This is a genomic window from Priestia sp. FSL R5-0597 (assembly GCF_038006305.1).
Taxonomy (GTDB): domain Bacteria; phylum Bacillota; class Bacilli; order Bacillales; family Bacillaceae_H; genus Priestia; species Priestia zanthoxyli.
On record NZ_JBBOUZ010000001.1, the window covers coordinates 4,072,198 to 4,084,707 of the forward strand.

General features: G+C 39.6%; 14 protein-coding genes and 1 other annotated feature. All 14 genes read right to left on the reverse strand.

What is annotated here, in order from left to right:
- Positions 1–50 precede the first annotated feature (50 nt).
- The gene (locus MKX72_RS21505; protein ID WP_028411467.1) at positions 51–1,358 is read right to left on the reverse strand and encodes a uracil-xanthine permease family protein; all 1,308 of its coding nucleotides are present in this window, start codon (positions 1,356–1,358) and stop codon (positions 51–53) included.
- Positions 1,359–1,514: 156 nt separating this feature from the next.
- Positions 1,515–2,057, reverse strand: a complete 543-nt coding sequence (gene pyrR, locus MKX72_RS21510) for a bifunctional pyr operon transcriptional regulator/uracil phosphoribosyltransferase PyrR (RefSeq protein ID WP_013058940.1) — start codon at positions 2,055–2,057, stop codon at positions 1,515–1,517.
- A gap of 191 nt (positions 2,058–2,248) precedes the next feature.
- Entirely contained in the window at positions 2,249–3,163 is a 915-nt protein-coding gene (locus MKX72_RS21515) for an RluA family pseudouridine synthase (protein ID WP_013058941.1), read from the reverse strand.
- On the reverse strand, positions 3,160–3,627 hold the full coding sequence (gene lspA / locus MKX72_RS21520) for a signal peptidase II (protein ID WP_013084844.1): 468 nt from the start codon (positions 3,625–3,627) through the stop codon (positions 3,160–3,162). Before lspA ends, MKX72_RS21515 begins: the two co-directional genes overlap by 4 nt.
- Before the next feature lie 80 nt (positions 3,628–3,707).
- The gene (locus MKX72_RS21525) at positions 3,708–3,995 is read right to left on the reverse strand and encodes a conjugal transfer protein TraR (protein ID WP_028411468.1); all 288 of its coding nucleotides are present in this window, start codon (positions 3,993–3,995) and stop codon (positions 3,708–3,710) included.
- 170 nt (positions 3,996–4,165) lie between these two features.
- Positions 4,166–6,931, reverse strand: a complete 2,766-nt coding sequence (gene ileS / locus MKX72_RS21530; protein WP_014458384.1) for an isoleucine--tRNA ligase — start codon at positions 6,929–6,931, stop codon at positions 4,166–4,168.
- A 71-nt stretch (positions 6,932–7,002) separates the two neighbouring features.
- Positions 7,003–7,223 (reverse strand) — a binding site (T-box leader).
- A gap of 69 nt (positions 7,224–7,292) precedes the next feature.
- Positions 7,293–7,787, reverse strand: coding sequence for a DivIVA domain-containing protein (locus tag MKX72_RS21535; protein WP_013058945.1), 495 nt, complete (start codon positions 7,785–7,787; stop codon positions 7,293–7,295).
- An 84-nt stretch (positions 7,788–7,871) separates the two neighbouring features.
- Positions 7,872–8,645, reverse strand: a complete 774-nt coding sequence (locus MKX72_RS21540) for a YlmH family RNA-binding protein (protein ID WP_013058946.1) — start codon at positions 8,643–8,645, stop codon at positions 7,872–7,874.
- Positions 8,646–8,695: 50 nt separating this feature from the next.
- On the reverse strand, positions 8,696–8,965 hold the full coding sequence (locus MKX72_RS21545; protein WP_014458382.1) for a YggT family protein: 270 nt from the start codon (positions 8,963–8,965) through the stop codon (positions 8,696–8,698).
- A gap of 3 nt (positions 8,966–8,968) precedes the next feature.
- Positions 8,969–9,433, reverse strand: a complete 465-nt coding sequence (locus tag MKX72_RS21550) for a cell division protein SepF (RefSeq protein WP_028411470.1) — start codon at positions 9,431–9,433, stop codon at positions 8,969–8,971.
- A gap of 16 nt (positions 9,434–9,449) precedes the next feature.
- Complete coding sequence (locus tag MKX72_RS21555) at positions 9,450–10,133, reverse strand: YggS family pyridoxal phosphate-dependent enzyme (RefSeq protein WP_049166159.1); 684 nt, start codon at positions 10,131–10,133, stop codon at positions 9,450–9,452.
- A 7-nt stretch (positions 10,134–10,140) separates the two neighbouring features.
- Positions 10,141–10,962 carry a peptidoglycan editing factor PgeF gene (pgeF, locus tag MKX72_RS21560; RefSeq protein ID WP_028411472.1) on the reverse strand — a complete coding sequence of 274 codons (822 nt, stop codon included), beginning with the start codon at positions 10,960–10,962 and terminating at the stop codon, positions 10,141–10,143.
- 74 nt (positions 10,963–11,036) lie between these two features.
- Positions 11,037–11,291, reverse strand: a complete 255-nt coding sequence (locus MKX72_RS21565; protein ID WP_013058951.1) for a YlmC/YmxH family sporulation protein — start codon at positions 11,289–11,291, stop codon at positions 11,037–11,039.
- A gap of 345 nt (positions 11,292–11,636) precedes the next feature.
- Positions 11,637–12,416, reverse strand: coding sequence for an RNA polymerase sporulation sigma factor SigG (gene sigG, locus MKX72_RS21570; RefSeq protein WP_013058952.1), 780 nt, complete (start codon positions 12,414–12,416; stop codon positions 11,637–11,639).
- Positions 12,417–12,510: the final 94 nt, after the last annotated feature.

Genomic DNA, 12,510 nt, shown 5'->3' on the forward strand with positions numbered 1-12,510 from the left:
GCTTTTCACACACCCTTAGAAACCTCTCTGGATTTCAATTAAAAGGCGTTCTATGAAATTTTTCGTGCTGACGTTTGTTGAACGTTTTCTGCTTCTTTTATCTTCTCTTTCGGCAGAACTAGATTCAGCAGAACTCCCATGATAGCAGACAGTGCCATGCTATCAATCTTTACATGTTCTGAGATATCTAAGTGTGCTCCTCCGATTCCTAACACTAAGATAATCGAAGCAATCATTAAGTTTCGTTTTGATCCAAGATCTACCTTTGCATCCACCATCATGCGCAAGCCTGATGAAGCAATGATTCCGAATAAGAGAATTGAAATCCCACCCATGACCGGCGTTGGTATACTTGAAATAAGAGCGTTGATTTTGCCGACAAACCCGAACAAAATCGCGAAGACTGCTGCTCCTGCTATTACAAATACGCTAAGCACCTTTGTGATGGCTAACACTCCGATGTTCTCACCATATGTTGTGTTTGGAGGTCCGCCGATCAGCGCAGCAAGCATAGTGGCTACTCCGTCTCCTAAAATCGATCTGTGCAGCCCTGGCTTTTCAATATAGTTTCGATCCACAATCTTATTTAAAACAAGAATGTGTCCAATATGTTCTGAAAGTGTTACGACTGCTACAGGTACCATGATAAGCACAATCCCTAATGAAATGGACGGCGTGTATGTGACGAACGGCACGTAGAAGTGAGGTATTTCAATCCACTCTGCTTTCATTACCTTTGAAAAGTCTACCAATCCTTGTGTATAAGCGAAGATGTATCCGCCGATAATTCCCATCAGTACCGGAATCAGGCTGATAATGTTTTTAAAGAAGATTGAGCAAGCAACTGTTATCGCTAGTGTCACAAGCGCAACCATCAGGTAAGTTAAGCTGTAATTTCCTTTTGCATCGTTCATCGCCATGCCTACTGCTGTATTAGCTAATCCTAAGCCTATAACCATAATAACTGGTCCTACTACAACCGGAGGAAGCAGCTTCATAATCCAATTAATTCCTGTTCCTTTTATAATCAAAGCAACGATTCCATACACAAGTCCGGCTAAGAAACAGCCAACCATCGTTTCTTCAGGTCCAAACGAAGCTTTTGCGAAAATGATTGGCGTGATGAACGCGAACGATGAACCAAGGTAAGAAGGAATTTGACCTCTTGTAATGAGCAGGAAAGCAAGCGTTCCTACCCCGCTTGAAATCAAAGCAATTGCCGGGCTGAATCCGACTAGGAACGGCACTAGCACCGTCGATCCAAACATTGCAAACAAATGCTGCAGACTCAATGTTAACCAATTTACTGCTTTTGGTTTATCATGTATATCAAGTACAAAATCTCGTTGTTGACTCATATGTTTTTCCTCCTATCACTATAAAAAAACCTCTTTACGCAGAGGCAAAGAGGTTTTCAGCATACAAGGAAGACGCTATACCGCAGTATAGTTTTCCTTGTATAGTGACCCCCCTTTTGCAGCCTCACGGGACTACTATTTAAAAGGGTATATAATTTATTTTTCGTAAATAGACACGTGGTCTTTTTCGTCTACTTCCATCAAATGCACCGCAATTTTTTCACTTTTAGCTGTCGGTACGTTTTTACCAACATAGTCTGCTCGAATCGGCAGCTCGCGGTGTCCTCTATCCACTAAAACAGCCAGCTGAATGAGTTCCGGTCGACCGATATCAATTAGTGCATCAAGTGCTGCTCGAACCGTACGGCCCGTATATAACACATCGTCTACTAAGATGACGTTCTTATTTGCAATATCTGTCGGAATATCTGATCCTTTTACGAGAGGCTCATCATTGCTTGTCACTTTCGATAAATCATCTCGGTAAAGCGTGATGTCTAGTTCTCCGACTGGCAATGTGTTTCCTTCAATTTGTGCAATTCGTTCTGCTAAACGTTTTGCGATATAAATACCTCGCGTTTTAATCCCCACTAGCACACAATTTTCGATTCCTTTATTCTTTTCAATAATCTCATGTGCAATTCGAGTTAAAGCGCGGCGGATAGCCTGTTCGTCAAGTACGGTAGCTTTTACGTTCACTGTTTTTCACCTCAAGTTGTTGACATAAAAAAATCCTCTTGCCTTGAGGCAAGAGGATTTGGTTTTAGACATATTTCTTCAAAAAGGCTATAAGCATGCCTTTTCTGCACCGTTTCCTTCTCAGCCTCTCTGGACTGTTCTTAAAGGTTCTTATTAAGTTAATACAAGTATGCCATCACTTATGGCAATTGTCAACTTCTTTTTTCAATAAGCTCTAGCATCTCATTAAACTCTTTTGGAGCCGGTGCTTCAAATTCCATATACTCATTTGTACGAGGGTGAATAAAGCCTAATACACCTGCATGAAGCGCTTGTCCGTCAATCGGAAGCGTTTTTTTCGGTCCGTACTTCGGATCTCCAGCAAGCGGAAAGCCAATATACTTCATATGAACGCGAATTTGGTGTGTTCGCCCCGTTTCTAGCTTACATTCGACTAGTGAAAAATCTTTAAAACGCTGCAATACAGTAAAGTGCGTCACTGCATCACGACTATTTTCATCAGTCACCGTCATGCTTTGACGATCTTGCTTATCTCGGCCGATTGGCGCATCAATTGTACCGTGATCGTGCGCAATTACTCCGTGAACGATAGCTTTATAGCGACGCGTCACTGTTTTAGCTACAAGCTGACTAACTAGTGATTCATGAGCTAAATCATTTTTTGCAACCATAAGTAAACCTGACGTATCTTTATCAATTCGATGAACGATACCAGGGCGCATAACGCCGTTAATACCGGATAAATCTTTACAGTGAGCCATTAAGCCGTTTACAAGCGTGCCGCTATGATGACCTGGAGCTGGATGTACAACCATGCCGCGAGGTTTATTTACAACAAGCACATCTTGATCTTCATAATAAATATCTAAATCCATTTCTTCCGCTACCACATCAAGCTCTTCTAGTTCCGGCACTTCAATAATAATAGCGTCTCCTGTTTTACATTTATAGTTTCCTTTAACGGTTTTATCATTCACTTTTGCATGACCTTCTTTGATCCACTGCTGCACTTGTGAACGTGACCATTCTGCATTTACAGTCGAAAGTACTTTATCAATACGTTCTCCCGCTTGTTCTTCATTTATAACTGTTTCAATTACATTCATTCTTTGTGCTCCTTCTTCATTTTCCCTTCAAACAGCGTCATAATAAACATGATGATTACTCCGACGACAAGTGCCGAATCAGCTACGTTAAAAATCGGAAAATCATACGTAAAGATGTATGTATTTACGAAATCAACTACTTCTTTACGGACCACTCGATCAATAAAGTTTCCAATGGCGCCGCCTAACATTAATGCTAGCGCAATACCGAACCATTTATCTTGTTTTTTGAGCTTTTGAATATAAATTATTAAACCGACTACCACAACCACCGTAATAAGATAAAAGAACCACATCTGTCCTTGTAAAATCCCCCACGCGGCTCCTCTGTTACGATGAGAGGTAATGTAAAGAAAGTTTTCAATTACGGTAATGCTTTGTCCATAATACATTTCTTTTACAATCATCCATTTTGTTACCTGATCAATAAGTATAACAGCTAAAGCGATAAGATAATAAAACACAAACGTTTTCCTCCCGCAATAAAATCAAACGAATCCATACTAAAGCATTTTAGCACATAATTCATTTTTTTTCTCGCTTCTCACCAGAAAACAAATAAATCTTCGTTTGTGCGGGCCGTCGGCATTACTTTTAATTTATGAATAGACATCACTTCGCCAGTTAGTTCATCAATTCCAAACGCACCAACGTCAAGCTTTGCTAGCGCGTGTTCTACATCTTTTAAATCGGCTTTAATCATTTCTATTACGTAACGTTCCTTTTCATCTATATAACCAGATTGTTCTGTAGCATATCTCAATAGGCGATCTTGTAATTCTTCTTTGATAAGAGCTAATTCCTGTCCAATGGAAAGATAATTTTCATACATGCAAACGCCTCCTGTGCTGATAAGATGAAGTATTAATGATGTTAGGTTTACCGAGTTTTCCATCGAATCTACAACACAAGTTTTTCCTAAGGCTTTGAATGCTTTATACCATTGTATTTGGGAATTTCGTACAGCAAAAAACACGCCCAAAAAGGACGTGCTTTTGTTCATTACTGCTGAACGTAGTGATTTTTCACAACATCCGCACAGCGTGTACATAAAGTTGGGTGATCTTGATCTTCGCCAACTGTTGGTGATACTACCCAGCAGCGCTCACACTTCTCACCTTCTGCTTTACTTACAACAATTGAAGCATAGCTGAATTTTTGTGCTTCAGCAGGCGCTTCACCTTCTGCTACCTCGAGATCTGAAACGATGAAGAGTTGACCTACATTTTCAGAAATAGAGGCTAACAGCTCTTTCGTATCTGCTGTTGGATACAGCGTTAATTTTGCTTCTAAAGACTTACCGATTACTTTTTCATTACGAGCCTGTTCTAGCGCTTTTAAGACTTCATCGCGAAGCTCCATGAACGCATCCCATTTCTCTACTAATTGATCTGCTCCTTCAATTTCTTGAACCTCTGGCATATCAACTAGCTGCGCGCTTTCTTCCGTTACGTTCGGAATGTGAACCCATACTTCATCTGCTGTATGAGAAAGAATTGGAGACACTAATTTCGTTAACGATAATAACGTTTCATAAAGAACCGTTTGAATGCTGCGACGCTCTACATTATTTTCTGCTTCAATGTACAATACATCTTTTGCAAAGTCTAAGTAGAATGAACTCATATCAATTGTACAGAAATTATGCACTGCGTGATAAATGCTTGAGAATTCATATGAATCATAAGATTTTTTCACTTTATCAATTAATTTGTTCAGCTTCACAAGCATGTAGCGGTCTACTTCACGAAGGTCTTCAACGGCTACAGCGTCAGTTGTTGGATTAAAGTCCGCTAGGTTTCCTAGTAAGAAACGGAACGTGTTGCGGATTTTACGGTATACTTCTGCTACTTGTTTTAAAATGTTATCAGATACACGAACATCCGCTTGGTAATCTACAGAAGCTACCCATAGACGTAAAATATCCGCACCTAGTTGTTTCATTACTTTTTCTGGAATTACAACATTCCCTAATGACTTACTCATTTTGCGACCTTCACCGTCTAAAGCAAATCCGTGGCTAAGTACGCCTTTATAAGGTGCTTCACCTGTTACAGCTACACTTGTAGAAAGACTTGAATTAAACCAGCCGCGGTATTGGTCAGAACCTTCTAAATACAAATCAGCCGGACGCTGTAAGTCTTCACGCTCTTCAAGAACAGCTTGATGTGAAGAACCAGAGTCAAACCATACGTCCATGATGTCTGTTTCTTTTGTGAAACGGCCATTTGGGCTTCCTTCATGAGTAAAGCCTTCTGGAAGCAAGTCTTTTGCTTCACGCTCAAACCATACGTTTGATCCATGTTCTCTAAATAGATTTGATACGTGCTCAATTGTCTCGTCCGTAATGATCGGCTCATCATTTTCAGCATAAAATACCGGAATCGGAACGCCCCATGCACGTTGACGAGAAATACACCAGTCTCCGCGGTCACGCACCATGTTATAAAGTCGCGTTTCACCCCAAGTAGGCACCCATTCTGTTTTTTCTACTGCTTTTAATAAATCTTCACGGAAATCTTTAATAGACGCAAACCACTGTGCTGTTGCACGGAAAATTGTTGGTTTCTTCGTACGCCAGTCATGTGGATATGAGTGGGTAATGAAACTTAATTTTAACAGCGCGCCTTCTTCTTCTAGTTTGTCTGTAATCGGCTTATTCGCTTTATCATAGAATAATCCTTCAAATCCTGGTGCTTCATTCGTCATATGACCCTTACTATCAACTGGACAAAGAACTTCCAAACCGTATTTTTGACCAACGATAAAGTCGTCTTCCCCGTGTCCCGGTGCTGTATGAACACAGCCAGTACCAGCATCAGTCGTTACGTGATCGCCAAGAACAACTAAAGAATCACGCTTGTAGATTGGATGTTCAGCTACCACGCGTTCAAGTTCTGAACCTTTTACTGTACGAAGTGTCTTATAGTCAGCCCATTCAATTTCTTTAGCAACTGTTTCAATAAGTTCAGTTGCTACTACATATTTTGCTCCATCTGCTTCAACTACGCTGTACTGAAGCTCGGGATTGACAGCAATCCCTTGGTTAGCTGGCATTGTCCATGGTGTTGTCGTCCAAATGATGAATTTTTCATCTTGTTCAAGCACGCCTTTACCATCTTTCACATTAAACGCTACGTAAATAGAAGCTGAACGCTTGTCATAGTATTCAATTTCCGCTTCTGCTAAAGCAGATTCACTTGAAGGGGACCAGTATACAGGTTTTAATCCTTTGTAGATATAGCCTTTTTTCGCCATATCGCCAAATACTTTGATTTGCTGCGCTTCGTACTGTGGCTGAAGCGTTACATATGGATTATCCCAATCTCCGCGTACGCCTAAACGCTTGAACTGCTCACGCTGGCCGTTTACTTGTTCCCAAGCATACTGTTCGCAAAGCTTACGGAATTCAGCTACTGTCATTTCTTTGCGGTTTACTTTTTTATTTTTTGTTAAAGCCGTTTCAATTGGCAAGCCGTGTGTATCCCAGCCTGGCACATAAGGTGCGCAGAAGCCTGACATCGACTTATAGCGAACGATAAAATCTTTTAAAATTTTATTTAAGGCATGTCCCATGTGAATATCGCCATTGGCATATGGAGGTCCATCATGCAGGACGAATAGCGGACGGCCTTCCGTACGTTTTTGTACTTTTTCATAAATATTCATTTCAGCCCACTGTTCTTGCATTTTAGGCTCGCGGTTCGGTAAATTTCCACGCATCGGAAATTCAGTTTTTGGCATCAATAATGTATCTTTATATTCCATGTTTTACCCTCCAAAAAAAAACGTAAATTTCATATCTTTTTGCACCATAACAAAAAGACCTCCTCATCCCAAAAAGGGACGAGAAGGCCTCCCGCGGTACCACCCTAGTAGATTTGCTGCACGCAAATCCTCTTTGCATTCGTAACGTGAATAAACCGCCACTGCTTACTATCATCATTTCAGCAATGGTACTCTAGGGTGATTTTCACTTTTTTGTTTGTTATCGAGCTCGCACCATCCTCGATTCGCTTTGACAAACTAAAAAAGCTACTGTCCCTGTCTCCGTACTGTTTGATATGAAATTTCATCTGTTACCAAATTATATGACAACAAAACGTGAGAAGTCAAGATGATGTCTTGACTAGTCAATTTTTTCTTCTAGCGCTGGCATCTCATAATCCATCAACTGATCCCAGTCATCGCTGTTTAACATTTCAAGCTGTGCTTCAATTAACATTTTGAAACGGGTTCTAAATACTTTAGACTGCTTTTTCGTCTCCTCAATGTCCATTGCAATTTTACGAGACTTAGACAGTGCTTCATTAATAATACGGTCCGCATTTTTTTCTGCTTCTTTTATAATGAGCTTCGCTTCTTTCTCAGCGTTTCGCTTTACATCTTCCGCTGCTTCTTGAGCAATTAAAATTGATTTATTTAACGTTTCTTCGATGTTAGTAAAATGTCCAAGACGATCTGTTAATTCAGATACTCTTCCTTCTAACTCCTTTTTATCACGCATTACCAGCTCATAGTCTTTAATTACTTGGTCAAGAAACTCATTTACTTCATCTTCATCATATCCGCGAAACCCGCGATTAAACTCTTTGTTATGAATATCCAAAGGGGTTAAAGGCATCTAGGCCACCTCCGTGTTGTCTCATTACATCATTAGTAATGGTTTATTCGACATATTTTTAAAATTTCCTGCTAGTAGATTTCTTTATTTCTGCTTCCCTACAACAATTCGCCATTTTTCTTTTTTGGTTTTGCCTTCAAGTGAAACGATACGACTTCTGCCGTGGCCACGAAGCGACAAAATATCACCTTCATGACATTCAAAAGAAGGCTGTTCAATGACTTTAAAATTTACTTTTACCGCTCCATTTGCAATAAACGGCTGGACTTTTTGTCTTGATAAATTGTGAATGGTCGACAGCAAAACATCAAGCCTCATTGAAGAAACTGTATAAACGTGTTCAATCAACTCTTCTTTTACCACATGCAGCTGCTCTCTTTGAATAGAAGAAAGTGAAACTTTGGCTTTTCCAATTGATGTTAAATTCATCTCAATATAAGAAGAAATTTCCTCTGCGGCTACAAGCTGAATATCGTCTCCCGCGACCAAAATATCGCCAAATTTTGAACGGCGCAGTCCTAAGGACATCGCCGAACCAAGAACTTGAGGATGTTCAATCGTCACAAACTTTTTAGGATAATTCAATTCGTACATATGCAACTGAAAATCTTCGCTTTCAGGCACATAGTAATCCGGATATAGCAGCGCACGCTTGCGTTCAGCAAACGGTTGTCCACCATCAAATGAAACTTGAACCTCTCCTTCAGTCCCAACAATAGCTGTCACAATCTGCTGCTCTCTTGGATCTAAAAAATCCGTTAATTTTGGGCTGTATTGATGTAGGACATCTTCTTTCCACTGAAGAACCTGGTCAATAAATCCATGTTCTTCTTGCCTAAAATGTTCATAAATAGACATATTATTACTCCTACTATTGGTATGTAAAAAAGGAATCCAGCGATTCCTTTTTAAATAAATCCAACCATACTGTGAAGTGAACGTACACCTGCTTGCGCAAATCGTAGTAAAAAGATTGCAACAAGAGGTGAAATATCAATCATGCCAATAGGCGGAATGATTTTACGAAAAGGCTCTAAGTAAGGCTCGCAAATGCTGCCAAGCAGCTGACCAAACTTAGAGGCCCTTACATCGGGTACCCAAGACATCAAAATGTAAATAATCAGTGCCCATGAGTAAAGACCTATCAATTGCCCAAGAATCCCAAAAACGATGTCCAAAAACTACCACCTCTTTACGTTTGTTGTATCGTGTTCTCCCATCATATCTGAAATGCTTCCGCTTACGTCTACATTATCAGGTGTACATAAAAAGATGTCGGTTCCAATTTTTTGAATGTCCCCGCCTAAAGCATAAACTGTACCACTTAAAAAGTCGACAATTCTCACTGCTTGATCTCGTTGAATGCGCTGTAAATTAACAACTACGACTTTACGATTTTTTAAATGATCCGTAATTTCTTGTGCTTCGGCATAGACGCGAGGTTCGCAAAGCATCATTTTTGATGATTTTTGAACGCTTTGCAAGCTAATCACGTTTTGCTGCTGATTCGGCTGCTGACTAGCTTTCACTGGTCTCGACTGCTGTACAGGCTCTTCTACCGACTCTTCTTGTTCGTAATGTTCTTCTACATATTCAGTATCGTCATCAAGAGCAAAAAAACTTCTAAAGCGATTTTTCATACTCATCTTGAATTACACCTCCTTAACGTTCATTCCCAACTAGCGTGGTTCCTAGTCGAATGAATGTTGCTCCTTCTTCAATTGCAATTGCATAATCGTTTGACATTCCCATTGATAGCTCCGTACAAGGTGCATACGGGAGGTTTAGTTCTTGTATACGATCCTGCAATTTCTTTAGACCTTGAAAACAGCTGCGAAGCAAGGACTCGTCATCTGTGTGAGGAGCCATGGTCATTAATCCAACTACTTGGATATTTGTAAATGTTTCAAGAGATTGAATAAATGGAATTACCTCTTCTACAGCAAGGCCATGCTTTGATTGTTCTTCGGCAACATTAACTTGTACAAAACATTTTATACGATGTCCTGCACGTTTATCAATTTCTTTTGCTAAAGATAATCGGTCTAGTGAATGAATATAGTCAACTTTATCAATCACATGTTTTACTTTTCTTGTTTGCAAGCTTCCGATAAAATGCCAGGTCGCTTTCTCACCGATTGATTCATACTTTTCTAGAAGACCTTCATCCCTGTTTTCTCCAAGATGTAAAATGCCTGCATCCACTGCTTCTGCTGCTCGTTTTGTGGAAACGTATTTTGTTACAGCAATCAGCTCTACATCTTCTCGATTTCGATTAACTTTTTTACATGCTTCAGCAATTGTTTGTTGAACTGCTTCTAGATTTTCACTTACGCTAGCTGTCACTATGTAATTACTCCTCCTTAAAGCCTATGAAGTTAAACATGCGTCCTGTTTTCCCTTGGTCGCGGCGATGTGAGAAGAACAGGTCATCTTCACAGCTTGTACAATACGACGATGTTAAAATTCGTTCCGGCAATACGCCTGCGTTTTGAATCAGCAGCTTATTGACTTTTTTTAAATTAAGCGCGTATTGTCCAGGGCTTACTTCTTGATATCCATTTTGGCCAACTACTTCGTTTACTTGTGTAATGACGCGGTTATCGACAACATAACAGCAATCTTCAATCGAAGGGCCAATCGCCACGTAAATATCTTCAACCGGAACATTTTCTTGCTCTACCCAACGTCGAATCATATTTCCTGCAATATCTTTTACTGTTCCCTTCCACCCAGCATGAGCAAGACCAACTAAATGGTGATCAGGCGCATAGAAGTACAGCGGAACACAATCTGCATAACATAAAGCTAACAAAATATCAGATTCATTTGTATAAATGCCATCCGCTGCTTTTATGCCCTCTTCATACTTGTAGAGTCCTTTTGCACAGTCGGCTTTTGTTACTTTTTGAACAGTTGCTTCATGTACTTGTTCAGCACATACAAAGCTTTCAAAAGACATGTCTAGTTCGGCTGCTAAAATTTTTCTATTTGTAATAACATCTTCTACGTTATCGTTTACGTGAAGCCCTAGGTTAAAAGAAGCAAATGGAGGTTTACTCACGCCACCATTTTTTGTGGTGAAACCAGCAACAAGCATATCATTCTTTTCTACCCAAGGGCTCAGCCACATAAACGACTCGTGATGGCTTTTTTTTAATGGCTCAGGATTCATGTATGTGACACATCCCTTGTTTCATTTGTTCTCACATATTGTACCACAGATTGCTAGGTGCTGTTGACAAAAAACTAATTCTCTTCAGGCTGAAATGCGTCTTTATAACGTACTAAAATGACATCGGAACCAATTTTCACAATATTTTTCCATGGAATCACAATTTCATCATCTTTTCCAAAGAAGCCCAATACACGAGAGCCTCCGATAATGACGGCCTGTATTTTTCCCGTTGTTAAGTCAATATCAATATCCCCTACATTTCCAAGTTTTTTGCCATCAGCTACATTCACTACATCTTTCAGCTGAAACTCTGAAATCTTTAACATGCTCTCTCCTCCTATAGCCAACTTTATTCCTTAGCCTATATATATTTTCAAATTTTCATTTCATGAAGGAAAAGCTTATTTTTTCTCTGCCATTCTCTTTCTATAAGCATTTTGTTCACTAATTACACAGTTTTTCATCAAGAGACATTCTCAACAAGCAGCGAGAAGTCCTCATAGCAATAGGAAATCTAACATGAATATCTTTTGGTTATGTATTCATTGATACATACAAAATAAGCATCGTGTCTGTTTTTATAGACACGATGCTTATTAAGTTGAACATCAAATAAAGTGAATGGTATTGATTGTATGAACAAGAGCAGCTGCCAGTTTAGAGAGCTTTTGTTAACTTTGAATATTTTTATTCATCTGTTTAATAGCAGCTTTTTCTAAACGAGAAACCTGCGCTTGAGAAATACCAATTTCTTCAGCAACTTCCATCTGTGTTTTACCTTGGAAGAAGCGCTTTCGTAAAATTAGTTTTTCTCGCTCGTTCAATCTTCTCATACCTTCTTGCAAAGCAATTTCTTCAATCCAAGTTGAATCACGGTTGCGTTCATCGCTTAGCTGATCCATCACATAGATTGGGTCTCCGCCATCATTGTAAATAGGTTCAAATAAAGAAACCGGATCTTGGATAGCATCTAAAGCAAACACAATTTCTTCATGCGGTACTTCTAGGACTTTTGAAATTTCCTCAGCTGTAGGTTCCTTGGATGTTTCACTCATAAGCCTTTCACGAACTTGAAGAGCTTTATAAGCAATATCACGAAGGGAACGAGAAACACGGATTGGATTATTGTCACGTAAATAGCGGCGAATTTCCCCTATAATCATTGGGACAGCATATGTAGAAAACTTCACGTTTTGACTTAAATCAAAATTGTCAATGGATTTCATTAATCCAATACACCCAACCTGAAATAAGTCATCAACAAATTCTCCACGATTGTTAAAACGTTGGATCACGCTGAGTACGAGACGTAAATTTCCGCTTACTAGCTTTTCTCTTGCTGTTCCATCTCCAGCCTGCATTTGTTTAAACAACTTTCGCATTTCTTCATTTTTTAATACGGGAAGTTTCGAAGTATCTACTCCACAAATTTCTACTTTATTTCTTGTCAACTCTTTCCCTCCTAACAGGAGATGATGTTCTGAATTCAGTATCTCCTCCGGAGGAAAAAATATGCACTTTTACAATTCTGACAATTCCACGCTA

What these genes read in the sequence shown, in the direction of transcription:
- MKX72_RS21505 (WP_028411467.1), bottom strand. Translation starts at nt 1,358, where the DNA reads ATGAGTCAACAACGAGATTTTGTACTTGATATACATGATAAACCAAAA.
- MKX72_RS21515 (WP_013058941.1), bottom strand. Translation starts at nt 3,163, where the DNA reads ATGAATGTAATTGAAACAGTTATAAATGAAGAACAAGCGGGAGAACGT.
- MKX72_RS21525 (WP_028411468.1), bottom strand. Translation starts at nt 3,995, where the DNA reads ATGTATGAAAATTATCTTTCCATTGGACAGGAATTAGCTCTTATCAAA.
- ileS (WP_014458384.1), bottom strand. Translation starts at nt 6,931, where the DNA reads ATGGAATATAAAGATACATTATTGATGCCAAAAACTGAATTTCCGATG.
- MKX72_RS21535 (WP_013058945.1), bottom strand. Translation starts at nt 7,787, where the DNA reads ATGCCTTTAACCCCTTTGGATATTCATAACAAAGAGTTTAATCGCGGG.
- MKX72_RS21540 (WP_013058946.1), bottom strand. Translation starts at nt 8,645, where the DNA reads ATGTCTATTTATGAACATTTTAGGCAAGAAGAACATGGATTTATTGAC.
- MKX72_RS21550 (WP_028411470.1), bottom strand. Translation starts at nt 9,433, where the DNA reads ATGAGTATGAAAAATCGCTTTAGAAGTTTTTTTGCTCTTGATGACGAT.
- pgeF (WP_028411472.1), bottom strand. Translation starts at nt 10,962, where the DNA reads ATGAATCCTGAGCCATTAAAAAAAAGCCATCACGAGTCGTTTATGTGG.
- MKX72_RS21565 (WP_013058951.1), bottom strand. Translation starts at nt 11,291, where the DNA reads ATGTTAAAGATTTCAGAGTTTCAGCTGAAAGATGTAGTGAATGTAGCT.